This window comes from Paenibacillus allorhizoplanae (assembly GCF_927798215.1).
In the GTDB taxonomy this organism is placed as follows: domain Bacteria; phylum Bacillota; class Bacilli; order Paenibacillales; family NBRC-103111; genus Paenibacillus_E; species Paenibacillus_E allorhizoplanae.
Genome location: NZ_CAKMMW010000028.1, coordinates 13,925 through 39,115, shown reverse-complemented (window position 1 = coordinate 39,115; position 25,191 = coordinate 13,925). Strand labels below are relative to the sequence as shown.

Genomic DNA, 25,191 nt, shown 5'->3' with positions numbered 1-25,191 from the left:
ACATGACATAATCAATCATCAACGCTCTGTATCAATCTCCGAAAAAGGTCGCAAACACGATATTGCGGTCATAGCGTTCCACTGATGGTCACTTTTTAAGCTCAAAAAGAAAACGCCGTTCTTTTTGAAAGAACGGCGTTTCTTGTCGTTTGTTCTAGTAAGTTGGGAGCCTCCAACTTTATTTTTTCAAAGCTCGATCATACGCTTTTTTGTAAATGTCCACCATTTTATCAACACCTAGCGCTTTCATGTCGCTCACATATTTCGGCCAATCTTCCAGACTGCGTTCACCAACAATGAACTTGGAAATATTCTCATCGCGTTTCTTCATAATTGTATCCCCGGAAAGAGAGAGGGTTTCCATCTCTGCGCTTGTGAAAGCTGGACGAGGCTGCTGCAGACTATCATATTTCGGCGCTTCTTGATAAGCCTTCTGCAGCTCAGGCGATGAGAGGGAAAGATGAGCATCATAATCGAACCATGCATAGGTGCCGTCCGTAGAAATACCGGTTTTCTTTCTCATGTCCGCAACATCCGCATATTTCTCAATAAACTGCTTTTTGCCATTTTCCGTTTTGTAAGTAACGCCTTCTTTCCCCCAGCTGGCTAGCGTCTTACCTTCCTCACTATAGAAGAAATCCATGAACTTCATAATCTCTTTGATTTTTTTCGAAGATGTCGCGATCATGAAGCCTTCGTCCAAATATTGCGTGAACGCATTTTTGGCAGGTGCGCCTGCAAATCCGGTTGGCGCTCCCATGAAAGCCAGATTAAAGTCCGGTTTATCCTTGCGTAATGCCGAGTTGAAGAAGTCAATTCGTCCGATGTAATCGACTGTAACGAAGGCTCGCTCCGTAGACATCAGGTCCTGCCATAGCTTCGTATCTGCAGACAAGAAATCAGGAGGAATGAGGCCCTCTTTATAAAATTTATTTAAATACACAATCATTTGCTTGTAATTGTCTTCTAGCGGACCATAGCGCCATTCTTTTTTATCAAAATCATAGTACACATCAGAACCGGTGCCAAAGGCTGGAGCAAAATTCAAGAGACGCTGCAAACCGTTCCGGAATGAAAGCGGATAGCTCTTCGGATAAGCTTCTTTTATTTTCTTAAGCGCTGCATACAATTCATCCCACGTTTTTGGCTCGGAAAGCCCAAGCTTCTTAAATACATCATCGCGATACATCCAAATCATGCGATTCGTTTCCCCGATTCCCGCATTCGGGAACATATACATTTTGCCATCCGACGATATCGTGTTTTGCGTATCAACGGGATACTTTTCCATCCATTTTTTCAAGTTCGGCATCTCGTTTACATAATCCAGAATATTAACCAGCGCACCTTGCTGTCCGTACTTATCTGCCAGCTTTTTGTCCTGCGTCATCATCATATCCGGCAAGTTTCCCGAGGCAATTGTAACGCTTAGTGCGTCATCCAGCTTCCCGGACGGCAGCTGCACATTCAGGGAGACACCTGTTTTCTCTTCGATTAATTTCCAGGAAATATTATCTTTATTGTAAGGCCAGCTTGGATTCGAATAATTGAGTACGTTAAAGGTTTGTTTGACCACTTGCGCAGGAGCTGAAGCTGTTGTCCCCGTACTGGCAGAAGGCGCTGCCGTCGATGTCTCGTTCGTACTTGTTGAACAACCGGCGATTGCCGTCATAGATAGTCCCAAAGCTAAACAAATTGACAACCCTTTTACTGTTTTATTCATAGAACCCATCTCCCTTTTCTTTTGTTTAGACCCACAGCCTTTTTATTACTGAATATGAACTAACCTTTCACCGAACCGATCATCACCCCCTTGACGAAGTATTTTTGCAGAAACGGATACACAAGGAGGATCGGTACGGTGGAAACAAGGATCGTTGTAAACTTCAAGGCATCATCAACAACCAAATTATCGCCGCCTACGCTGGATACGTTAGCTGAGTTGATCTGCCCCTGCAAGACGATATTGCGTAGAACAACTTGCAGTGGGAACATATCTTGGTTGCGCAGGTAGAGTAAGGCGGAATAAAAGTTATTCCAGATGCCAACGGCATAGAAAAGTCCGATGGTGGCAAGCACCGCTTTGGAAAGCGGCAGCACGAGCCGAAAGAAAATACCGATATCGGTCAATCCGTCCATTTTACCCGATTCCTCTAACTCTTTGGGCATTGCGGAGAAAAAAGTTCGCATCACGATGAGATTCCACGTACTGACGGCCGTTGGTAATACCATGGACCACAGGCTATCTACCAAACCGTAGCTTTTGACGACCAAGAAGGTCGGAATCATACCACCGCTGAAAAACATCGTAAACACAATGAGCAGTGTAAACAGCTTGTGATGCGGCAGCTCCTTCTTGGAGATCGCGAACGCACCCATGGATGTCATAATTAGCGAGACCAAGGTCCCGACTAGTACATATCGAATGGTATTGATATAGGCGGAGGAAATACGCGGATCGTGTAAGACGATTTTGTACATGTCCACGTTGAATCCTTTTGGCCAAAGCGTAATCTCGCCTTTTAAAATGTGCGTACTATCGCTGAACGAGACCGCCAACATATAAACAAAGGGGTACAGCGTTGCAGCAACCACCCCAAACAGCACAAGGATGATCAGTAGGTCAGCCACACCAAATTTCGTTTTCATAAAGCGTACCTCCTTTCTACCACAAGCTGGTCTCGCCGACTCTTCGGCTGATCCAGTTGGCCGAGTATATGAAGACTAAACTGACGATCCCTGTAAAAAAGTCAATCGCCGTCGCATAGCTGTAATTGCCCTGACCGATCCCCGTGCGGTACACATAAGTGCTTATAATATCAGCCGTTTCATAGATGGCGGGATTATAAAGGAGAAACACTTTTTCGAAACCGATATCGAGGACATGCCCAACATTCAGAATAAAGACGATCACGATGGCCGGCGTAATGCCCGGAAGCGTGACATTCGCTATTTTCCTCCACCTGCTCGCACCATCCATTTCTGCCGCTTCATACAGCTGAGGATCAATCGAAGTCAAAGCTGCCAGATAAATGATGGTCTCCCAGCCGACATGCTGCCAAATTTCCGAAATCACATAGACCGAACGGAACATCCCGGGCATCACCATGAAGTTAATCGGCTCAAAGCCGAAGACTTGAATCAGGTGGTTGACGATACCACTGGAAGGCGAAAGGAACATGAGTACCATGCTCGCCGCCACCACATTGGATATAAAATGGGGCAAATAACTGACCGTTTGTACAAATCGTTTGAAGAATGCGTGCCTCGCTTCATTCAGGAGCAGCGCCAGTAGAATCGGTGCAAGAAAGCCAAAGATTAGCCTGTAGATCCCGAGCATAAACGTGTTGTAGATGAGCTTAAAGAAGTCGGGATTTTCCCAAAACAGCTTATAATACTTGAATCCGACCCATTCACTTGCCCAGACACCCTTAAACAAATTGTAGTTTTTTAAAGAGATAACTAATCCGAACATAGGAACGTACTTAAAAAGTAAATAAAATAACAAGGTAGGCAGGAAGAGGAGAAATAAGTATTTTCCTCGTTTCCACTGCTTCAGATAGGTACTTCTTTTCGACCGGAGATTCGTTTGCGAAACAGACGTCTGTGTCGTGGCGGCCGATGGGCTCGTACGCAATAGTCATCTCTCCTTTTCTCAATGTGGGTTGCCCCTTGGTTATTAGGCTCTGTATCGACAAGCTCATCGTATCGGAAAAACACCATGCCGACTATCCACTTCCTCATCGACTCATTCGCAAATTTCTGAAAATCGAGAATAATAATAAGAATCGTAAAAATTCATATAAGGAATTGTTAATTTTTTCTTACACCATGAATTTCACCATGCTATAATTTCCACATACTACTTGGAGCGAAAGGAGACGACCATGCAAACCACCTATGTCCCTAGAAAAAGATACAGCAGTTCCTTGTTCTACCGACTATTGATCAGTTTCATTATCATCATTTTGCTGCTCGTATCCTTTAATGTAGCCTCCTTTACCTTCTTTCGAAGCAGCATTCGCGAAGAAATTATTAAGAACAGCTCTCTGAATCTCGAGACGACCGTAGCCAGCTATGAAAAAAATATTTCGTTAATCAAAAGCCTGCTGGTCAGCCTATACTTCAACACTCATACCGAAGCGCTCAAAAATAATCCACAAAAGCTCGACTTTATTATTTCAAGTCAGGTTCAACGCGAGCTGCAAAATGTGTTAGCGAACAATCAGCTTTCTTTATATAACATCATCTATTACTTTCCGAACCGTGACTTTGTTATCGATAAAGATGGCTCCCGAGATGCGCAAATGATGTTCAGCAAATTTTATACGTCCCCCACTTATCCAGAGCAGTTCTGGTCAACGGAAACCGGAAAATCTTCGCTCTCCTTCCGGGTGTACCCTTCTGCGGAATTCCAAGAAAGTACAAGCTTCTCTACTAGAAGCTTTGGGAACTTTAATCCCGTTCTTTTCAAAAGCGCCGCTACGGACGGCTTATCTATCATAGCCTTGCTAGATAGTGATCAAATGTTTGAGGCCTTCAGCCATTTTCAAGCAGATTCCGGCTTCTACATCCTTGATGACGCTGGAGGTACAACGTACGCCGTATCCAGTCGGAAGGATCCACTGCAATTAAAGCCGCATACTGGCAGCTCCGGCTATTATTTGGAAGGCACCAATTATTATTTCTACAAGCAAGGTGCAGTGACCGGCAACACCTATGTGCTGATTGTGCCTTTCGCTACGATTTCCGAACAGTTCTTCAAGCTGAATGTGTTTATGGTTGGGCTAATATTCCTTTCCATTATCATCGGAGTCGGCATGTCAATTCTCTTTGCCAAACGGTTTAACAATCCGCTCACCACCATCATCAGTTCCATTCAACAGATGGATCGTCACCAAACCGCTCCCTTTGTCAGTCCAATTCGCGAGTTCAACGTCATAAGCCAGAAGCTGCATGATTTATTTCTGACCAATGAAACGATTAACCGAGACCTACTAAGCAAAAACTCCCTGCTCAAGCACTACGCCTACTTAAATAAGGTGAAAATGATTCACACCGATATTGAGGACGCGAAAATATCCATTGATTCCGAAAAACCCTATGTCATCGTTCTCTACCAGCTCATGTATATCGACAACCAGTTAGCCGCCATGGACATGGATCCTAATCGCGCCTCGTATTACATTAAGGAATTCGTTCAATCGCAGTTTATTCAGGCCTATAAAGACGCCTTGACCTTCCAAATTGAGAAGGATCAAATTCTAACAATTATTTTTACAAACGATTCCGAACTTTCCATATTAGACAATCTACTGCTCGATATCAAAAAAATATTTGAGCTGGATGCTTCCTATTGTTCCGTCACCATTGCCGTGAGTCCTGTCCATGACAATGCGTTTATTTTCAACGAAGCTTTTGAGAACACGCTGCTGTTAGCCAAACAACGGAAGCTTGGGGAAGGTGTCCAAATCATTCGGGACAAGGAAACGCTGCCTCCAGATCTCTGGTTCACACCGGCTAATATGAAAGAATTTACGGCGAACTTGACTTCCGGTAACCCCGCGATCACAATTCCTATCGTTTCAAAAACGTTAGAGCTCGCCGTCAAACGAGGCGCTTCCTACGCGCAAATCCATGACCTTGCCAAGGAAATCGTCAACTTAATTATTAAAACGCTCTATTCCAGCCATAATCCGATTTCCTTGCTGGATGATAAAAGGAGCCCCGCGGATATTCTCAAGAATTGCCGCACACTTGAACAATTTCAGCAGTTTTTCAAGGAAATCCTGACACAGTCCGCCTTCGATATTCGTCAGAAGAAAGAAGCGACCGACCACATTACCAGTTTCGTAACGAACTACGTCAATGAGCATTTCGGCAGCGATCTATCGCTGGACTTGTTAGCGGATAAGCTCAACATTACAGGCGCTTATCTGTCGACGTATTTTAAAGAAAAGACCGACATTAATTTTAGCGATTATGTCAATACGGTGCGCATGAATAAAGCGATGGAGCTGCTGGAGAAGACGGATCTCAAAATTCAGGACGTCTCTACGCTTGTCGGCTATTACACGATTGCCTCCTTCAACCGCATGTTTAAAAAGCATACGGGCATTACGCCGAGCGAGTTCAGGCGAGCTCGTATGAACTAAAAAAGGACGATCCTGACCGAAATGTTTTCGGGGATCGTCCTTTTTACTGTCTAGTTGCCTTGTGCGCAGCTATCGTTTAATTGGTCATCGTGCTGTAATGCGCAGCCAGTTTGGTAGGCGTCAGCTCATAATCGTACACAGCAACTTTGCCGATTGCGCCTTGGAAATAGGATGCCAGATCTCGCGTAGCAATCCGCATTGGAGCCGTGCCGTTTCCGGGTACGATGCTGTAGTCAGATAGCTTGTCTTGATCACGCAGGACGCCATTTTTAAACACCTTCGTGTAGCCTGTCGGGTACGTCGTGTTCGTATTCACGGTGTTAATAACCAATGTGTAGTGAATCCATTGACCTGCGGTCACCGTATCCTGAAAGTAGGAGCCTGCGCCTAAGCCACCGCTTAAATTAAACGAATATCCGCTGATACGATTTGGACGGTTTTCAGTGTTTGTCTGATTGTACATTCTAGCCACCCAAGAATGCTGTCCAGACGTCCCTTTGCCCATCCAATGGACATAGCCGCTGCTCTCATAGTTCGTAAATTGTAGCGTATCTGGCCGCATCCAGGCTTCAACGGTCAAGATACCTGTACGCGTAACCTCCAGATAATCGTTGTCAGGGATTGTAAAATATTGATTTGTTCCGTTGAATACCGGAGCTGCATCCCCATTCGGCATCGTCGTGTCGGTCGGGCTTCCAGTAAACGTACCGTTCATACCGTTACCGGATTGATCCGCTGTTACCGCGGAGGATAAGGGCCAATATCCAACGGGGTTATCAGCCAGTACAGCCGTGTCGTAGGTGGAGGTTGCATGTACGAATGAAGATACATTGAAACAGGCAGAAAGTAGGGTAGCTGTCATCAAAGATACCGCAAGCTTGGACATACGAATTGAAATAGCGTTACTCATTGTCAATCGTCTCCTCTCCTATTGGCAAATCACTTGCTTGGTTGCACCTGCGCTAGTTATACCAGTTCGCTTAACTCGGTCGTCAGCCGTTCCACTTCCCTCCCTTCTCCGTCGTTATTTTCATCTTATCGGGAAGGGGCCTACTTCAAAATGGCTTCGTTTTGGGATGATGATGAAATCTTAATCCAGCCAAACAATTCGTCATAATCAATAAAAATGCGAAGCATGGACACGCTAGTCCAACGTCTATTGATATGATAGAAAAAAGTCTGAATGAATCCCCCGCAACGTAGCTGTGGGAGTTCATTCAGACTTTTTCTATTTGCGCTTTTGCTTACTTTAATATTGCCCTTTAATTACAAAGAACGAACCTCGAATTGTCCCAGCCAACTTGGACTTCTGTCTAGCAAATTTAAATTTCTTCTCTTCCAATTCCTTAGGTACTTCCATCCCCTCAGAAAGCTTAAAACCCACAGCCCGCTTCTTAGGGTCATCAACTGTATACATGACATTGATCCCCAGACCATCTTCATAAAAGACGTAGGTAAATTGGATATTCTCCACTTGAAAACGCGACGTTTCTAGCGGTTTGGCCGCAAACGCAATATCACGTTCTTTCAAAACGCGGTTCACATAATCAAGGTTCTCCTGACTTTCGCTAGCGGGTATAACCGAAAATTCATGTTGGTATTTATTCATAAAGTAACGGGCTTCATTCGCACGTAAACCAGCAAGCGCTTCTGCTACTGGTGAAGACTCTAAACCCACCGTAGACACATTTTTAAAATCAACGATTTGAGACACGCTCATCCCTCCCATGACCTCGCTTATTTCCCAACAACGGGAATCCATACTTCACCATAGACGAGGCCGTCACGCTGCCCCATCTCAACCGTTGTATTTGGCCCGCCTACATAGGCGAAATTTTGGGCTTCTGGTAGAACTTGACCAAAGGCAATACCAGTGAGTCTGTTACTCAACTCATCCGCCGTCTTCCCTTCGCCTTTAACCACGAGGTATTGTCCCTTAGGGAATTGAATAACTCGGTGTTCTTCCGGTACCGATGCTCCTGTCATGACACCAGCATAGTACATCATCTTGTGATTGACGGCTTCGTTCACGGCAAAAATGTAGTCGTTCGTGGCAATCGCTTTTAATGCGTCAAGCCTTCCATCTTGCTCTACAGCCCTCCAAAAGTTTTCCTTCTCCTTGTTGATACCGGCATAATCCGTATAATTGCTCTTCAACTCCGTGCCAATACCTAGAACGATAAAGCTGTCTTTTTCCTCAAGTGTATACATTGTCATGTTTAAATCTCCTTTTTTCAAATTAATGAAATATTTTTTACTTGATACGTTTATATTAACCTTAAATCATGTCAAAATGTGATACTGTTTAGAAGACCCGATGACATCTCTACTACCTTATTAAAGTTTGCGGCTTTGGGGACGCAGCGCCCAAGAAGCGATACTAAGCGCGGCATAGAAAAGCGGAAGAATAATATGGAATCCGTAATTACCGTAATCGTTAGCGAACACATGAGATAAGGCCGCACCAGTCATTAGAAAAAAGATACCGCTATAAGCCCATTCCTTAAGCCGGGGGAAACCTGGCATTACGATTGCAATGACGCCAAGCAACTTCCAAGTTCCGAGAATGTTCGTGATATATAACGGAAAACCAATATCGGTCACTAGATCTACATTCCCCCCATATCGCATGAGTTGCCCGATACCGCTTAATGCAATTGAGAATGCAAGTAGGATTGTGACGGCCCAATAAGCGGCCACCCGGCCAAATGGGCGGGACTCTACTTTCGCCATTTTTTCATTCCTCATAATTGTACTCATTTTCATTCCTCCTCTAATTTTGTTTAACAACCGGCATTCACATGGATGAAGTGATTTGTTTTTTCACTTGATACGTTTATAATAACCATAAACCATGTCAAAAAATGATACTGTTTAGAGGACACCCAATGAAAAAAGTGGAACGAATTAACATCATCATGCGGTATATCAATAACCGCGCTCACTTCACCATTTCTGAGATTATGCAGGAATTTAATATTTCTCGTTCGACAGCTATTAGAGATATCAGAGAAATAGAAACGATGGGAATGCCTCTTGTCGCTGAAGTCGGCAGGGATGGGGGTTATTTTGTCATGAAAAATTCCGTCCTACCGACTGTTCGCTTTACCGATAATGAGATCAAAGCCCTTTTTATTGCCTTCATGGCCACTAGAAATCAACAACTCCCCTATCTCAAGAGTCGTCACTCTTTAGCGGAAAAATTACTCGGACTCATCTCGGAAAACCAGCAAGATGATCTTGTTATCTTAAATCAAATCTTGCTATTTGAGGGCACCAACCCCCACAATCCCGACCTGCTTGATCTATCAGATCTGCCCCATCCTATGTTAGAACAACTTATCCAAATCATTATTATGGATAGCTACTTAGTGGTTTCCGTCGAAGTAGGGAGGGAAATAGAGACTTATCCCATTTATCTGTTGCACTTATATCGTGAAAAAAGCTCCTGGCAAATTGAAGGCTTTGACCTAGAGGAAGAGAAGAGGCGGATTATTCCTGTCGACAATCTCACTGATGTTACACCTTACTCTGAGAAAAAAAGAATAAGCAAGAAGAAGATTATAGAACAACTAAGCAAGCAGGAAAAAGTCTTCAATCTTATCCTTGAACTTGGTCCAAAAGCGATTGCCCAGTTCAAAAAATACCATCCGTTAAAAATGTCAATTTCATACACGAACCCTTACCAGTCTACGGCTATTCTAAAGGCTTTCATCAACATTCATCACTCGGATGAATTGACCGAAATCACAAATTGGCTGCTTTTCTTAGGTGGAGATATCAAGATTAGGGAAGTACCCAAAGAAGTTATGGAAGGTTTACAGGAGAGAATGGTTCTTTTCTCGAATAAGGATTAATGAAGAAGAAGCATCATAGGAGGAGCTGGCACTCGTTATGGAGCATTCAGGACTTCCTGTTCTCAAACTTATGTCAATGTACACAGAAGCTGGGCACACCGAGGGCTTTCACTATTATCGGGATACCTATAGTTTATTATTTATACATGCACGTTCCGTTATACTTACGATTAACAACCATACACATAGGCTTGAGGGTATCGGTTGTGTAAACCTACCGCCTCATACGTCCATTCATATACAAAGTGAGGATCTGATAGAGAACTTTCCATCATCTACCGATCAGCTTCGCCGTCGAGAATCAGATCGATATCTTGGCTGATGCCATTCTGGCTGGCCGATAGAATTTAATACCCTAATCTGAATACAGACCCTCTTCTATCCGTTCGTTTACGGTTGTGAAGTGGGTCTTTTGGCATGTCGTGTGATTTGTAAAAATTTGTCGGCAACGAAAGGATTAATACACTATTTTGTCGAATTTATAGGCATACATGACATATTGGGTTGTTCCCACGAGGTGCACAAATGAAGCGTTTCCACTTGATCTTGTTACTACTCACTTTAGGCGGGGCTGCCTTCTTGGTATTGCTCCTGTATCCCTTCATAAGCTCAGCGAAGGATTCCACCAATCTTCCAATAACCACATGGGGAGTGCAATGGATTCCTGCTGGAGCTCCAGAAGACGCCTCGCCTGACTTAGACGGAGAGTGGCTGTCTGCCACAGTTGAGCACCCTTTTGATGCTATTCCTAAAGGGAAGGTCGGCGCATGGATTCACCTAACTGTCCCCCCTACTTCTAACCTATCCAAACCGGGACTGTATATTGAACGCCTGTACGCCATGAACATAAAGATTTATGAGAACGGAAAGCCCGTCTATCAGGTAGATCGCAGCTTTGACTTTGAGCGCACCCTTCTCCAACTGCCGCTCGACCATACTGAGATAGCCAGCGATCTATATCTGCGGCTCACGGCGAAAGAACGGGCAGGCATCACCAGTGATGTCCAGCTTGGCGAGCTTCCCGAAAACTCCCGGCAAGCCGTCCGTAAGGAACTGCCTAACCTGTTGCTAGGGGGAGGCTTCGTTTTCCTATCGCTCCTGATGCTTCTCTGTTCCTGGTACCTGAACCGAGCCCAACGCAGTACCGCCCTGGCGCTTAGCCTATTCGTCATGTGCAGCGGCATACTCATCATGACCTATTCGGCTATGCCTTACTACTATTTTCCTGAGCTTGGACACTTTTTCGTATTTATATTTGATACGTCTATTTATATTATGTTTCCTGCCCTGCTGTACTTCGTCATCCACCTATTCGAAGGCCGGTATCCATGGATCAAGCGAGTGTTCCGTTGGCTTGTTGTCTATTATTTGATTAGCTTCTGCGTTATGGTATGTTATAAGATCATCGGAAGTCCCTTGTATTTTCTCTACGCGTTCCTGACCCTCTGGTTAGGTGCACCGCTCATTATCGGACAACTGATTCTCATCAGCATCCTCGCGTTTCGGAATGCCATGCAGAATCCCAATTCCCTGATCCTCTCCCTGGGCATTCTGATCCTTGCCCTATCAGGTGTGACGGATCTCTTGCTGATGTACGCAATAGATACGCTCCGTATGTTAAATTTATGGAAACTTGGCATCATTATTCTCATCGCCTCCCTGGTGATGATCCTGAACCGCCGCATTGCATCTGACTATGCCCGGCTCCTATCCTACTCCAAAGAATTGGAGCTTTATAATCACCAACTGCAGCGGACGGAGAAAATGGAGATCATCAGCGAACTAGCTGCATCCATTGCCCATGAAGTGCGCAACCCGCTTCAGGTCACAAGAGGCTTTTTGCAGCTGCTCTCGGGAAAATCAGTGGAGCACGACAAGTCCTACTTTACCTTGGCCATACAGGAGCTGGATCGGGCGGCAGGCATTATAACGGACTTCCTGACCTTTGCGAAACCGGAGCTGGATACCCTAGTAGAGCTGAATTTGCAGCATGAGCTCGCACAGATCGAAACCATGATGACACCGCTGGTCTTGCTAAACAATGGGGAGCTGGAGGTCCACGTGCCCGAACCTCAAATCATTCTAGGCAACGCATCCAAGTTCAAGCAGGCATTGATCAACATCATTAAGAATAGCATCGAGTCCCTTCACGAAGACGGCCACATTACCATCAACGCCTGGACCGAAGGAGGAACCGCTGTCATCCGCATTGCAGATAACGGCGAAGGCATGGAACCGGAGCAGATCGCGAAACTAGGAGAGCCTTACTTCTCAACGAAATCCAAAGGAACTGGCCTCGGCCTGATGGTTACCTTTCGTATCATCGAAGTGATGGAGGGCACCTTGGAATTCCATAGTGAAAAAGGAAAAGGAACCGAAGCAATCGTCCGGTTCCCTCTCGTTTCAAACCCTAGTTCCAAGAAATCTGCGGTTGTACCCCAGTAGATTTCAATTGCTCCAATTCCTCCGGTTGCGGGGGAATGACTAGTGCATAATGAGCTGGTGTTTCTGCCAGCACACTCAACTCAATACCTTCAGGAACTTCAATTCCGAAGTCCTGCTTCAGCGCACTACGGGGATCTGCCAACAAGCGTGCCTTGAAATCCGCATCTTCCCAAGCCTTCTTAATAATCTTTACTTTCAACGTATCCATGGACATGACAACACAACCCTTCAAAATATAGGATATCTGCATTTTCATCATACCATGGAACTAGATCTTTTGTACCAGTATTAACCATTTATCGACAAATAAATTTTAAATTCGCCACTATTCAACAAACTATCGTAATGCTCTCTAATTTTGTTCGCCTTGCACTGCACGCTTTGAACGATCGCGGATGCGAACAATTGCCACTCTGGCATCCCATCGTGAAAAAGAAAAAGGAACCGAAGCCTTCGCCCGATTCCCTCTCGTTTCCAACCTAGCTCCAAGCAGCCATTTGCGGTTGTACCCCAGTAGCTGTCAACTCATCCAATTCCTCTGGTTTCGGGGGAATAATCATCGCATACTTAGTGGGTGTTACTGCCATCACATGCAACTCAATACCTTCAGGAATACTGTGTCCGAAGTCCTGCTCCAACGCACTACGGGGATCTGCCAGCAAACGTGCTTTGAAATCCGGGTCCTCCCAAGCTTTCTTGATGATATTCACTTTTAACGTATCCATGGACATGACAACACAACCTTCCAAATATTAGGATAGTTTCCATTTTCCTATTACCATAGAACTAGACATTTTGTACCAGTATTAACCATTAATCGTCAAATAAATTGAAAATCCCCCATTATTTAACAAAGCATCGTAACGATCTCTGATCTCGTTTGCCTTGCTCTGCAAGCTTTGAGCGATGGCGGATGCGAAAATCTGGAGAGATGCAGGAGCATCCTTCATGGCATTCAACCGATCCGCATAATCGTTTGCAAGGGTCGCAAGCCCTCCTAAAGCCTGCTCACGATAAATGCTGCGTTTCACCATACTCTCATCCAAAACCTCATCTGCATGTAATGCAAGGTTCTCCCGCAACAACACTAGGAAAGCGTTACAGGATGCCATCGGCAAATCCTCCCGCCAATCTGTCCAGTCATCAGAGAGTTGGAGTACCGCAAGAGCCAAATCGATGGCTGTCTCCATACCCCGAATCTCTTGGGCCCGTCCGGCTTGGAGCAACAATGCCGCGGCGCACAGCTTCACCGGGGCAGCCTTGCGGGCCAATCGGCCAGGATCCCGCGGGTTCATTGGCTCGTCCACCTCGCGGTACATCGCATCTGCCCACTCCGCTAAATAACGATGATAACAAACCCACAGTTGAGCGTTTCCTGAGAAACACCGCTGATAAGCCTCCAAGAACCGTTGATTCAAAAGCGTGCTTAGGGCCAGCGAACGCCGAACCTCCCTCCTCTCATCCATTACATCGTCCAAGAGAAAAAAGGACAACATCCCGTATACATTCCCTAGCGCTAATTCGCGACACAGCTCGATCGGACTCCCCAGGGTCTCGCCAACCCAATACGGGAGCAGATAGCTGATCATATTAGGTCCTTCGCTGTCCTTCCTGTCCAAAGGATAGCACCCGCCCAGAAGCGCCAAAGCATGCTCCCTCAGTTCCTCCGGAAGCGTCTGCAATTGAGCCGAGGTATCCCCGAAGATCCGGGCAATCTCATCGCTATATGGATCTATTAATCGGTTCATGGCTGGGGATCAGTTCCTTTCTTATTGTGAGAATCGTTTATCTAGGCCAGGTCGCATGTTTTCCATAATTATACTTCTGATCCATCTAGGCGTAAACCTTGCGGTTTGCCATTTCACTCTTTCTCTGTCGCAAAATAAAGGACGGCTGTAATCGGGAAAGCTATGCCAATCCATAACACGGCACTCCAACCTCCTGTCGCATATGCCCACCCACCAATTGCGGATCCGATGGCACCGCCAAAAAAGAAGATAGCCATAAAAAGGCCATTCAGCCGACTGCGAATTTCCGGACTCAGTGAGAAGAGCGCACGTTGTCCAAGCACAAGATTTGCGGATACGCCGGCGTCCAATAAAATAGCTGAAACGACGAGAATAACGATTCCGGTAATTGAACCCGTGCGGATCATAAGCGGTATCAACATCGAGATGATGACAGTGCCGAGTGCAATCCCTGTTGCGGGTTTAGTCCAACCACGGTCCGCCAACCGTCCAGCCACAGGCGCAGCTATAGCCCCCGTAACTCCTACAAGCGCGAACAACGCAATATCTATCTGTGAAAAATGAAAGACCGGGCCAGATAACAGTAACGGAACTGTTGTCCAAAATAAGCTAAAAGATGCAAACACAAATGCATGATAAGCTGCCCGGCGGCGTAAGATCGGGGTTGTGCGCAGCAAGTACCACATCGAACCAAGCAGAGCGGCATAGCGTGTGTCCGCCGTGGGCATTCTTTGGGGTAACACTTTTGAAAGTACGATCGCCAAAATAATAATAGCTGCGGCAGACAAAGCGAATACGGCATGCCAACCTAGGAATTCGGCCACCAGACTCGACAACGGGCGCGAGAGCATAATGCCAAGCAACAAACCACTCATGACATTACCGACAACTCGGCCGCGAGAAGAATCGGATGCAAGATACGATGCAAAAGGAACGAGTATCTGCGCAGCGACCGACCCTATTCCGATGGCAAAAGAAGCCATCAAGAATAGCACAGCTTGTTTCGATACTGCTGTTATTGCAAGGGCTACACCTGTAAGAAGTAAAGATGAGACAACTAACTTTCGATTTTCAACGATATCTCCCATAGGTACGATAAATAACAAGCCGGCTACATAACCCATCTGCGTTAACGTCACGATCAAGCCGGAACTGTTTGCAGACAGCCCAATGGAAGAACTGATGATCCCTACCAATGGCTGTGCGTAGTAAAGATTAGCTGCAATAACGCCGCATGCGACAGCCAAAAACAGGATCAGCCATGAGGGGATAATCTTCTCGTTCGTTTGGTTTTTTAAAGTAGTCATTTTAGACAACTCCTTATATAGAAATATAATGTTCTACAGACAATACATTCATGTTTTCATGCCAACTTCAATTCTATCCTTCCTTATTCATTTTTAAATACTGAACGTACAGTTTGCTAAATATATAACAAAATAATATACTGAACGTATAGTTTTGTAAATGGGTAATTGCAACTTTATTTCTTTTTAATAATTGGTATACTGAACGTATAGTTTATTTGTATCGGATTAGATATGTATGGATGAAAGAGGATGAAGATGATGAATGGAAAAAGAGGCCGGCCGCGGAATATTGAATCTCAAAAGTCTATCCTTTCCGCATCTTACGAGTTATTGCTGGAAAATGGCTTTCAGGCCGTCACCGTGGATAAAATCGCTGATCGTGCCCAAGTTAGCAAAGCCACGATATATAAATGGTGGCCTAACAAGGCCGCCGTGGTCATGGATGGTTTCATGGATGCTGCCACGGAAAGATTACCCATCCCTGATACAGGTACAACATTTAATGACATTCTAATTCACGCCACGAATTTAACCGGGTTTTTGACAAGCCGGGAGGGGACCATCATTACAGAGTTATTAGGCGAAGGGCAGTTTGATTCAGGATTGGCGGAGGCCTATCGTGCTCGGTTTTTCCGTCCCCGCCGACTGGAGGCCAGGGGTCTTTTGGAAAAAGGGGTTCAACGCGGGGAATTAAAAAATAATCTCGACATTGGCATATGCATCGATCTCATTTACGGGCCGATTTTCTATCGTTTGCTTGTGACAGGAGAAATCTTGGACAAAAGCTATGTCGAGAATTTAGTAAAAAACGCATTTGAAGGTATTCGTTATTAATCGAACCCAAAAAGCCCTAGCTCATCGAGTAAAGGGCTTTTTTGAATCACCCAACAAGGTCGCACTAATTCCAGTGGGGTCTTCATTTCAATCAAAGGTTGTCATTTAAAGCAACTTAATCAGCTCTTCTAGCTCTTCAACCAATACTTTAGCAAGTTCAAAATTAGTATCTTTTAAAGCCAATTCTATTTTCATTTCGAGTGATTTTTTATTTTGTTCATTTTCTAGATAGTCTCTATCAAAATGGCTCGCATAAATCATCTGTCTAAATTTTCGCATACTCATTTTTCTAATCGTCTTATCGTCAATGATTAACACATAATCCATACCATTTACAACAGAATAGAAATCATGAGAATCGCACCTGTATAGTCTTCAATGGCTTTCTCCAGTGCTATTTGTGTATAGGTGTCCAAATGCTTGTCGGTTCATCAAAAAGCAATACGTTTGCTTTACTGGCAGCAACTTTAGCCAATTGAAGCATGTTCTTTTCTCCACCGGATAAAGAGGCTATCTTTTGATTAACGATCTCTCCTTCAAAGCCATAGTTTGAAAGATACGATCTAACCTCATCATACGTTTTAAACCCAGCTTCGATGAATTCTTCTAGTATTGTATTAGAATCCTTTAGTACTTCGCCTTGATTCTGAGATAAATAAGCCACTTTCACATCAGCATGTATTTTGATTGAAGCATGATTATTTTTAAAGATATCTCGGAGTAAAGTCGTTTTCCCAGTACCGTTTGGACCAATAATGGCAACTTTATCTGTAGATTTTATCTCAAAGTTAACATTGTCTAGAAGCAACTCATCAAACATAACACGATAATTAGTAACATTTACTACAAACGTGTCCTCAATCTCATTTTCAATACCAAAACGAATTGTAGGTTGCTTAATATCAACAAATGGCGCTTTAATTCTACGCGCTTCCAATCTCTCCTGAAATCTAACTCTAGCCTTTAACGCTCTGCCTCTAGATGCTTCTGAATTATACGTTGCGATAGCTCTAAGATTATCAATAATGTTATCGTATCTCTCAATTTCTTCTTGTTCAGCGACTGCGATTTCTTGCAACTCAATTTTTGTTTGAAGTAATGAGAAATTATATTCAATATATCGCCCATCAAACTCTTGGATCTCCAAGTTTTCAAGGTGTATAATTTTGTTGAAACAATGATTCAATAGATATCGGTTGTGCGTAACAACTAGCAGTATTCCTCCTCAACTGAAATTTTCTGCTTTTTGGACAGTCATCAACTCATATTTATCCAAAAAACTGAATACACCCTTTTTCTCTTTTGCCAATTTTTCATATTTTCCGACTTGAATAATTTTACCTTCATCCATGACAATAACCTCATCAGCATCCCTTATTGTCGATAAGCGATGGGCAATCACAATAATCGTCATTTTCCCCTTTACCTGTTCTAGGACCTCCTGAATCTTTGCTTCATTCTCATTATCTAATGCGCTAGTCGCTTCATCCAAAATCAAAATAGAAGGTTTCTTTAGCATCGCTCGAGCGAGGATCAACCTCTGTCTTTCTCCACCTGAGAGCCTGACTCCCCGGTCACCAATGAGCGTATCAAGTCCCTGTGGTAATTTCCTTACAAAGTCAGCAGCGGATGAGAATTGTAAAGCTTCCCACAATTGTTCCTCTTGTGCATGCGGTTTAACCATGAGCAGATTGTCTCTTATACTCGTATTAAACAAAAAAGGATCCTGAGAAACATAACCTAAAGACTCTCTTAGCGATAATAGGATATCATCTGTTAGCGGGATGCCATCAATCATGACGCTTCCACTCTCTGGTTTCAGCAATCCCATTACTACATCTACTAAGGTACTTTTTCCGGCACCAGAATGCCCTACAATAGCTGTCATGCGGTTAGCGGGAATATGCAAATCAACTTTTTGAAGAGCATATGCAGGTTCCCCCAAATTATAGCGGAAGCAGACATTCTCAAGGTTAATCCCTTGTTTCATATGAATCCTCTGCTCTTTTGGTTCATGATCCATGCCCTCTTTAAATTCTCTTACAACCGCGCATTGTTCATGCAGCTCTACCAATGCCTTAAAGGATGGCAGTACCACTGCAATTTGCGCCATACTGGACTGAATCCCAATAAATCTAGGCCATAGCCTAGAGAAAATGATAATAACCAACAACAACTGTTCAGGCTGTGCACGAAATAAGTTGACAGATATATAGATAAAAACTGCGATTAATACTGCCGATGACACTTTATACATTTTACTGGATCCTGCCTGTAACTTGGTATATGCCACTTGTTCATTCCGCATCCGTTCGGTCAGGGCAACATACCAATCCATTCTCGCTCTTTCTAATCGATTACTCTTAATATCTTTAATTCCATTGATTTGGTCTGTGACACCCGCAAGATAACTTTGGCCTAATTCGAATGTCGAATTACCAAACTTTAGCGATCTTCCAAGAAACTTACGAGAGATGAGGATCAGCAGCAATCCACTAACTAGAACAAAAACAGTGATCCTAGGTGAGAGCCAGAAAGCAAGACTTACTTGTGCTAACGTAAAAATAATGGATGCAATAAATTGCAAAAAGGTATGTGTCCCAGCACTAACACGAGCAAGTTCTGAAGTTAACAAGTTGATTAAATCCGATTTTCTACTTTTCATGAAAAAATCCCAATTGGCTTGAAGTATGGAACCATAGGTCTCTAATCGTAGATGTCTGGTAAAGCCATGCTGTATTTTTGCGTTGCGAATCGATATATGATTTTGAAATACGGTTTGTCCAATCACTAGTAAGACATAAATCCCTAAGATTAGGGGTAATTCAAGCAAAGCAGGAACTTTATGAAATATCTCAAACCAATGCGAAAGGGGGATCCCTGTTGCGTCTAACTTTACAATACCGCTTGCCGTTATCATTGGAATTAGAAATAAAATTCCGATTCCCTCAAGCAGACTAATGAAAATCATGGCAAGGAGATTGATATATAAAATTTTCCCTGAAAAGGCATGTAGTTTTTTTACAAAGTAGAACGTTTGCTTCATATTTTTGTTCCCTTCCTGCTTATTATATAAAGCCTCTAGATAAATGGGCCAGTTTTTCGTTTTCTATTGTCTCTATGACTAAGGAAGCAAGCTCATAAGCTGTGAAGCCAGTACCTGGACGGCTTAACCGGTATACATCAATTTTTCTGAGAATGCTTGCAGTAGTAGTAAAATGCCATTGCATTAAACCTGAAGGAGAAATTATAAAATTTCGATACGTATGACGGAACAAGGTAAGCAATCGTTCAAGTTTTGGGGTTGGAACTAATTCAATCTGTTCATTCTCTGTTTTGACTAGTTCGAATACACCCGCGAGCGGTATTGGCTCCGAAGCAAATTGGGCTGGTACGGGTACGGCATATTTAGTAGCTCTATGAATGACGGGGCGATACCTACTTGATTCCAGACCAAGCTCATTTAAACTTTCTAACCATAATTTCTGCTGTGGATATGCTGGTGTAATATAAGGAATATGGTCTGGCGATATCGTCACAGGAATTACATCATCACTCAAAAGTTGATAGTCTTCACTAAGAAAAGCAGAGGCTAAAGTAGATTTACCAGCACCTGATTCACCTACGAAAGCATAAGCCTTGCCATTTATAACAACGGCACTCCCATGCAGCGGCAAAATTTTACGCTGCATCATGATCGCGCCCATACAAGTCCCCAGCAAATAGAGGCGGAGCTCATCCTCGTCACAACCCGCCTTAGGTTCCACCGTAATCTTGCTTCCATTTTTTATCGCGTAGATAGCCGTATCAGGGACTTCAAACATAACGAAGTTCTCTCTAATGATAAAAGACTCGTTAGGAACAGCTAATATTGACCATAAACGCGATAACTCATCGATTTCGATCGTAATATCACTTTGGTCCTTATGATTTGCAGCCGTCAATTCAGGCAAGCTAATTTCGCTGCTTACGTTCAATCCAAACGCTCTATACATGGCTTTTTCATTTGTATGTATCATATAGGCAATTCTCCCTAAGTGATTAATTGGGTCATACTTAGTAAAAAACCCCTATACTTTGTAAGGTATAAGGGCTACAGATACTATGCATAAGTTAGCTGCCCATTTGACAGCTGTTATTTGACATATCGTCATGATTTTCGAAATCCTGGTTATTCGTGCAATAACTGTCAGCGATCGCATTCCCTGGTCCACCCATTGTAAAGCTAACATCAAGAACTTCCAATACTGGTGCTACCCAACTATTTTTCATGTACTCACCCCCTCTCATGTAAACTTTTTAATAAACCGATAAACCATTAAACTACGTGTTAACAATTTAAATTCGTTATCAAACGCGAGTTCTGGGCGGGGATTATGCCCGATATTTGTAATTGCCCTTTTTATTACATCCATATTAAGCATCTCTGAAACTCTGGGATCACGTACAAGCTGGTTTAGCTCCTCAATAAAAGCATGCCAATTTGAAGCTATACGATGTATGACATCAGCCCCTTGGATGCCGCGAACTTGTTGGTTTAATCTAACCTTATCAGGAAGCATGTTTTTAGTTGATCTTCGAATTAGCGATCGTTGTAAGCCACCCTGAACGTATTGTTCTTCTGGCACAGCCAGACAAAAACGTATGACTCGTAAATCATTTGTAGGATCACGATCCCATAAGGAGTAACGTAAAGATAGTTTCGTAGTGGCCATCCCGTTTTTATTCCAATAATACAGCTGTTCAAAATGCTTTTTCCTGATTTCATACGGATCTTCTTTTGACGTCCCGGTTATATCAATACCATTTTCCAAAAGTTTTGCAAAAACATTTGTTCTTTGTGCAAATGATGCACTAATGAGTGTTTGATTTTGATTGTCAGAAGGCTCATGTAGGGAAGAACTTCGATAAATAGACGGAAATGCTTTTTTCAAGACGACGGGAAGCATGACTGATTTTCCTGTTTTAAAGTTCGTACAATACTGATCAAGTTCTTGATAAAGTCGCGCCCATCTTAACCTTTTAAAAAGAGACGCGTAGTAGTTAACTGTCATGTTCCAAGACCCCCACGAAATGGAGTAATTGCCTCTTGCTCCGGTTAACAGTACTTTTACCCCTTTTTGATGGGCCTTCTCGTGAATTCCTTTTAACCAAAAAAAATTTTCGAAAAACTTATACGGCGCTCCCATAAGCTCCAGGGAATCATCAAGATCAGTTAGGGGATTGTCCCCTGCAAAATTGTGATAATGATCTGAAATATTGCCTACATAATCTACCGTTGCTTTTATAAAAGGTCTTTCATCGGCTGCATAACTATGGGGTGTCCAATCTCTAAAATGATCTTCTGGTATGTAACTGAAGGTTTGTAATTGTTTATTTCCCCCACTTAATGCTTTTGCTGCAAAGCTTACTACTGCGCCAGAATCTAGTCCTCCGCTCAATTGTGCTCCAACCTCGCCATGGGTACGAGTTCTAGCTGTAACAGCCTCTTGGAATACCGCCTGAAATGCTTCTTCGTATTCTTCATTTTTCTTGAACTTCAGCAGCTCTTGAAATGATATTTTGCAATATCTTGAAAGTCTGACTTTCCCATCACATATGGTGATACTGTGCGAAGGAGGAATTTGTTCAATATTTTTGTAAGCGGTAGATGAAGTATCTACGGCATCAACCATGCTTGGTATAACCAGGAATTCGGCAAACCAATGCTCATTTATACTTTTTGAAACATATGAAAGATTGAGCAGAGGTTCAATCGTTGTACAAAAGGCGAAGCGATTGGGATCCCGATAAAAGAAAAGTGACCGAGTCCCTGAAAAGTCTCTAGCCCCAAAAAGCAGCTTTTTCCTCAAATCCCATATCATGAAGGCAAAATCACCGATTAAATACTTCGGAGCTTCCTCTTCCCACTTTAAATAGGCTAGTAAAATCAATTCACTATCTGTCATATTCTTTCTTGATGTATGATCTACTTGAAGTCTTTCAAACAATTCTTGTCGATTATCAATAATCGCGTCTGCGGTAATCGCCAAATGCTTTTCTTCACTAAATCGAGGTAGCCTCTCACCAACCGACTCAGGAGTAATCCATTGTGCATGACAGCCAAAAAAAATGTTGTCACTGTGCCAAATTTGAATATCATCGGATGGATATTGCGTTAAGCCTTTCATTAAAATTGCGCCATCTTCTATTTTCATAGTCTCATTGTCCATATAATAAATGCCACTGATTGCGCTCAAGCATTTTCCCACCTTATATTTTTGATTGCAAAAATGGACAATGTTACACTGTTCGTTATTACTTTTAAATATGTTCTTTATAAAGAACGTAATTATAAATTACAACCTATTTCTATTGATGTCAACTGGGAATTTATGTTAGTTTAATCACTTATAAAACCGTTCTCTTCGTTGTCTGTAACGGCATGTCGGTTTTTGTAATTCCTTTGTTTATTTATGATTGGCGTCATTTGTGATAAGGTTCTCCCCGATTTATCCGCATCGCGCGATAAATCTGCTCCACCAGCACCAGCCGCATCAGCTGGTGCGGCAACGTCATGCGGCCGAAGCTCAGCCGCATATCCGCACGGCGCAGCAGCTCGCTCGACAGCCCCAGCGAGCCGCCTATAACGAAGGCCACCTGGCTCCGCCCATAGGTGGCCAACTTATCGAGCGAGCTCGCCAGCTGCTCGCTCGACCACATCTCGCCGTCGATGGCCAGCGCCACGACGTACACATCCGGACGCAGCGCAGCCAGCAGCCGCGCGCCCTCACGATCCCGCACCTGCTGCTCCTCAGCAGGGCTCATGTTCTCGGGTGCCTTCTCATCCGGCACCTCAATCATCTGCATCTTGGCATACGGGCCAAGACGTTTAACGTACTCCGCGATCCCATCCACGAGATAGCGCTCTTTTAATTTCCCAACGGTCAGTATCTGTATATGCATAACGTACCCCTTCACTTATCCCATTTATTTTTATCTCTTTCAAAATCATTCAATATTCATTCTTTTCTCTCATGTAATCATTCATTCCTCCCATCATACCACTCGATGCATATGCGTACCAATAGCACCCTTTCACGCCAAAAAAGCCTAGAGTTATACCAACTCCAGACTCAACTTGGATGGCCTGCCCTGCAGCGAATCTTATCTTTGCCATATTGCGCGGCGATATATCGAGTGAGGTTCACAACAGCTGCTTTGGAAGCGCCATAGGCAGATCGTCGATCCGATCTTCCGGTTAAGGAGACCTTGACTACTATCATTAACACCTTCGGTCTCTTTCCAAAAAACTGTCACTGCAGAAAAACATTCTCCTACTGGAGTCCGATTTGGACAACGAGCAGCAGTTGACTATTCTCAAGAACATTCTGATTGATTACCTGAAAGCCCGATAAACAGAACAAAGAGCCAGTTTCCTCCCATAGAGGAACTTGGCTCTTTCTTTTAGTTCGAAACGATCAATCTGTGGTCCGTCTGCCAGAAACGCTCAAGGGCCATGACCACTACAGTGGCAACTAACAGCCCGTTACCAAACGCATATTGCATGACTACAGGAAGCTCAGGCAAAGGTGAAGCCGCGATGAGGGTGAATCCGGCACCGACAAGAATTCCGATTCCCAGAATCGTCAACTGACGCTGTGTTTGAACGACGCGCGACAAGGAGGAGAACGAGTTACTGGTCATTTGCACGAAGGTCGCCAATGAGACTGCACTGGCTACTGACGTAGGCAACTGGGCAAGAAAATGAACGATCGAAGGGACAAGTGCAATTGCTGAGAGTGCCAAACATGCGATGATGAACGGCATTCTTCTCGTTTGCCCCGTCATTTTGATAAAACTCGCCGTAACCGGGAGTGAGACGACGCCGACAGCGGAAAATAAAGCTGAAAGTCCGTGAGAAACGCCTGCAATTAGGCTAGCCCGATTGTAGACATCCTTGCCAGGGAGTTCCTTCCTCGGTACGGCCTGCTGAGCCGCTGTAATAGCTGCAACAAGATTTGAAACAAGGATTAGTGTAAATAGCGCGGCCGTTAAAGCCATGCCTGGATTCAACTGGGGGGATCCCCACGCCCATATATCGGGAAGTTTAATCCAAGCAACAGAAGCCGATCCAGCACTAGTCCCCCCTCCGACGGCCAATGCTTGAAGCACCCAACCGCCGGTAATCCCTAGCAGTACGGCATAGTTACGCGTCCATCCTTTCCCTTTTACATTCAGGAACACTACGCCACCGAATACCGCTAACGAGATCAGAATCGTTCCATAATCTACGGCCCCTTGCCCTGCTTTCAAGCCGAACATGCCTTTTAGAAACACACCACTCAGCTGCAAAGACAAGATGAACAAGAATAAATTCGTCACCAGTGGTGTAAATAGATTAAGGAGTTTATAAAAGAGGCCTGTTATGCCCAGTAAAAACAACAACACACCGGCCATTAGCAGCCCGCCTTCTAGAACCTGCAGCGCTTCTTTGGCAGTGTGACCCTGGTTCACGGAGATACCGGCCATCATGACAAACACGCTTACCCATGAGCCTGCTGGACCATCCACGATCGGAAACCGATGCCCGAGTGCTGCTTGCAGCATTGAACTGAGCCCGACTACGAAAAATGTACGCTGCATCAACGAGGCAATTTCGTCTTGAGACAAATGAAAAAGACCACCAATTACGATAGGAAGTGCCACGGAACTAGCGGTCATAAAAATAAACCATTGTAGAACATGTAAATACGGATTGGAATGATACTTTCGAAGCATAAACGCTCCCCCTTTTCTATCGGGTTCTATGGTATCATATCGATAAGCATACGAAAAATATCTATATCCTTTGGTTTTCATA

At 43.9% G+C, this 25,191-nt stretch carries 21 protein-coding genes and 2 pseudogenes; 4 read left to right on the top strand and 19 right to left on the bottom strand.

The features are described from left to right. Nucleotides 1-178: 178 nt before the first annotated feature. Genes L6I86_RS30385 through L6I86_RS30375 form a run of 3 tightly spaced genes read right to left on the bottom strand, consistent with a single transcriptional unit; the run spans nt 179 to nt 3,559 of the window. Nucleotides 179-1,723 carry an extracellular solute-binding protein gene (locus tag L6I86_RS30385; protein WP_236292290.1) on the bottom strand — a complete coding sequence of 515 codons (1,545 nt, stop codon included), beginning with the start codon at nt 1,721-1,723 and terminating at the stop codon, nt 179-181. Nucleotides 1,724-1,782: 59 nt separating this feature from the next. Further along, nucleotides 1,783-2,649, bottom strand: a complete 867-nt coding sequence (locus L6I86_RS30380; protein WP_236292288.1) for a carbohydrate ABC transporter permease — start codon at nt 2,647-2,649, stop codon at nt 1,783-1,785. Nucleotides 2,650-2,665: 16 nt separating this feature from the next. Then, nucleotides 2,666-3,559, bottom strand: a complete 894-nt coding sequence (locus L6I86_RS30375) for an ABC transporter permease (RefSeq protein WP_056622822.1) — start codon at nt 3,557-3,559, stop codon at nt 2,666-2,668. 328 nt (nt 3,560-3,887) lie between these two features. Here L6I86_RS30375 and L6I86_RS30370 point away from each other — a divergent pair, with 328 nt between their 5' ends. Further along, nucleotides 3,888-6,155 carry a helix-turn-helix domain-containing protein gene (locus tag L6I86_RS30370; RefSeq protein ID WP_236292287.1) on the top strand — a complete coding sequence of 756 codons (2,268 nt, stop codon included), beginning with the start codon at nt 3,888-3,890 and terminating at the stop codon, nt 6,153-6,155. A 76-nt stretch (nt 6,156-6,231) separates the two neighbouring features. Here L6I86_RS30370 and L6I86_RS30365 read toward each other — a convergent pair whose 3' ends face one another. The 4 genes from L6I86_RS30365 to L6I86_RS30350 form a co-directional block, all read right to left on the bottom strand. Then, nucleotides 6,232-7,065, bottom strand: a complete 834-nt coding sequence (locus L6I86_RS30365) for a LamG domain-containing protein (protein WP_236292286.1) — start codon at nt 7,063-7,065, stop codon at nt 6,232-6,234. Between the two features lie 339 nt (nt 7,066-7,404). After that, entirely contained in the window at nt 7,405-7,869 is a 465-nt protein-coding gene (locus L6I86_RS30360; RefSeq protein ID WP_236292285.1) for a phage tail protein, read from the bottom strand. Between the two features lie 23 nt (nt 7,870-7,892). Next, nucleotides 7,893-8,372 carry a GyrI-like domain-containing protein gene (locus L6I86_RS30355; RefSeq protein ID WP_236292282.1) on the bottom strand — a complete coding sequence of 160 codons (480 nt, stop codon included), beginning with the start codon at nt 8,370-8,372 and terminating at the stop codon, nt 7,893-7,895. A 120-nt stretch (nt 8,373-8,492) separates the two neighbouring features. Continuing rightward, entirely contained in the window at nt 8,493-8,915 is a 423-nt protein-coding gene (locus L6I86_RS30350) for a DoxX family protein (RefSeq protein WP_236292281.1), read from the bottom strand. Between the two features lie 128 nt (nt 8,916-9,043). Here L6I86_RS30350 and L6I86_RS30345 point away from each other — a divergent pair, with 128 nt between their 5' ends. Further along, the gene (locus tag L6I86_RS30345) at nt 9,044-10,012 is read left to right on the top strand and encodes a helix-turn-helix transcriptional regulator (protein ID WP_236292280.1); all 969 of its coding nucleotides are present in this window, start codon (nt 9,044-9,046) and stop codon (nt 10,010-10,012) included. A gap of 525 nt (nt 10,013-10,537) precedes the next feature. Beyond that, entirely contained in the window at nt 10,538-12,457 is a 1,920-nt protein-coding gene (locus L6I86_RS30340) for a sensor histidine kinase (protein WP_236292279.1), read from the top strand. Here L6I86_RS30340 and L6I86_RS30335 read toward each other — a convergent pair. From L6I86_RS30335 to L6I86_RS30320, 4 genes are all read right to left on the bottom strand, one after another. Further along, nucleotides 12,423-12,713 (bottom strand): NHLP leader peptide family RiPP precursor, encoded by a 291-nt coding sequence (locus tag L6I86_RS30335; RefSeq protein WP_236292278.1) that lies wholly within the window; start codon nt 12,711-12,713, stop codon nt 12,423-12,425. The genes L6I86_RS30340 and L6I86_RS30335 overlap by 35 nt on opposite strands. A 223-nt stretch (nt 12,714-12,936) precedes the next feature. Next, the gene (locus L6I86_RS30330; protein ID WP_236292277.1) at nt 12,937-13,188 is read right to left on the bottom strand and encodes an NHLP leader peptide family RiPP precursor; all 252 of its coding nucleotides are present in this window, start codon (nt 13,186-13,188) and stop codon (nt 12,937-12,939) included. Between the two features lie 75 nt (nt 13,189-13,263). Next, entirely contained in the window at nt 13,264-14,205 is a 942-nt protein-coding gene (locus tag L6I86_RS30325) for a hypothetical protein (RefSeq protein WP_236292275.1), read from the bottom strand. Between the two features lie 113 nt (nt 14,206-14,318). After that, nucleotides 14,319-15,512: an MFS transporter gene (locus L6I86_RS30320; protein ID WP_236292273.1), complete on the bottom strand. Its 1,194-nt coding sequence runs from the start codon at nt 15,510-15,512 to the stop codon at nt 14,319-14,321. 261 nt (nt 15,513-15,773) lie between these two features. Between L6I86_RS30320 and L6I86_RS30315 the strand changes: the two genes are divergently transcribed. After that, nucleotides 15,774-16,349 (top strand): TetR/AcrR family transcriptional regulator, encoded by a 576-nt coding sequence (locus tag L6I86_RS30315; RefSeq protein WP_236292364.1) that lies wholly within the window; start codon nt 15,774-15,776, stop codon nt 16,347-16,349. A 105-nt stretch (nt 16,350-16,454) separates the two neighbouring features. Here L6I86_RS30315 and L6I86_RS30310 read toward each other — a convergent pair. The 8 genes and pseudogenes from L6I86_RS30310 to L6I86_RS30275 all read right to left on the bottom strand — a co-directional run. After that, nucleotides 16,455-17,571: pseudogene (locus L6I86_RS30310) on the bottom strand (ATP-binding cassette domain-containing protein); the annotation flags it as partial. Between the two features lie 3 nt (nt 17,572-17,574). After that, complete coding sequence (locus L6I86_RS30305; protein ID WP_236292271.1) at nt 17,575-19,395, bottom strand: ABC transporter ATP-binding protein; 1,821 nt, start codon at nt 19,393-19,395, stop codon at nt 17,575-17,577. Between the two features lie 22 nt (nt 19,396-19,417). Further along, the gene (locus L6I86_RS30300; RefSeq protein WP_236292268.1) at nt 19,418-20,368 is read right to left on the bottom strand and encodes a phosphoenolpyruvate carboxykinase (ATP); all 951 of its coding nucleotides are present in this window, start codon (nt 20,366-20,368) and stop codon (nt 19,418-19,420) included. A 94-nt stretch (nt 20,369-20,462) separates the two neighbouring features. Further along, the gene (locus L6I86_RS36010) at nt 20,463-20,621 is read right to left on the bottom strand and encodes a paeninodin family lasso peptide (protein WP_236292266.1); all 159 of its coding nucleotides are present in this window, start codon (nt 20,619-20,621) and stop codon (nt 20,463-20,465) included. Between the two features lie 14 nt (nt 20,622-20,635). After that, nucleotides 20,636-22,588, bottom strand: a complete 1,953-nt coding sequence (locus tag L6I86_RS30290) for an asparagine synthase-related protein (protein ID WP_236292263.1) — start codon at nt 22,586-22,588, stop codon at nt 20,636-20,638. A 226-nt stretch (nt 22,589-22,814) separates the two neighbouring features. After that, on the bottom strand, nt 22,815-23,294 hold the full coding sequence (gene rlmH, locus L6I86_RS30285) for a 23S rRNA (pseudouridine(1915)-N(3))-methyltransferase RlmH (RefSeq protein WP_056622595.1): 480 nt from the start codon (nt 23,292-23,294) through the stop codon (nt 22,815-22,817). Between the two features lie 176 nt (nt 23,295-23,470). Then, nucleotides 23,471-23,572: pseudogene (locus L6I86_RS30280) on the bottom strand (SDR family oxidoreductase); the annotation flags it as partial. Nucleotides 23,573-23,795: 223 nt separating this feature from the next. Further along, nucleotides 23,796-25,109, bottom strand: a complete 1,314-nt coding sequence (locus tag L6I86_RS30275; RefSeq protein WP_236292261.1) for a purine/pyrimidine permease — start codon at nt 25,107-25,109, stop codon at nt 23,796-23,798. Nucleotides 25,110-25,191: the final 82 nt, after the last annotated feature.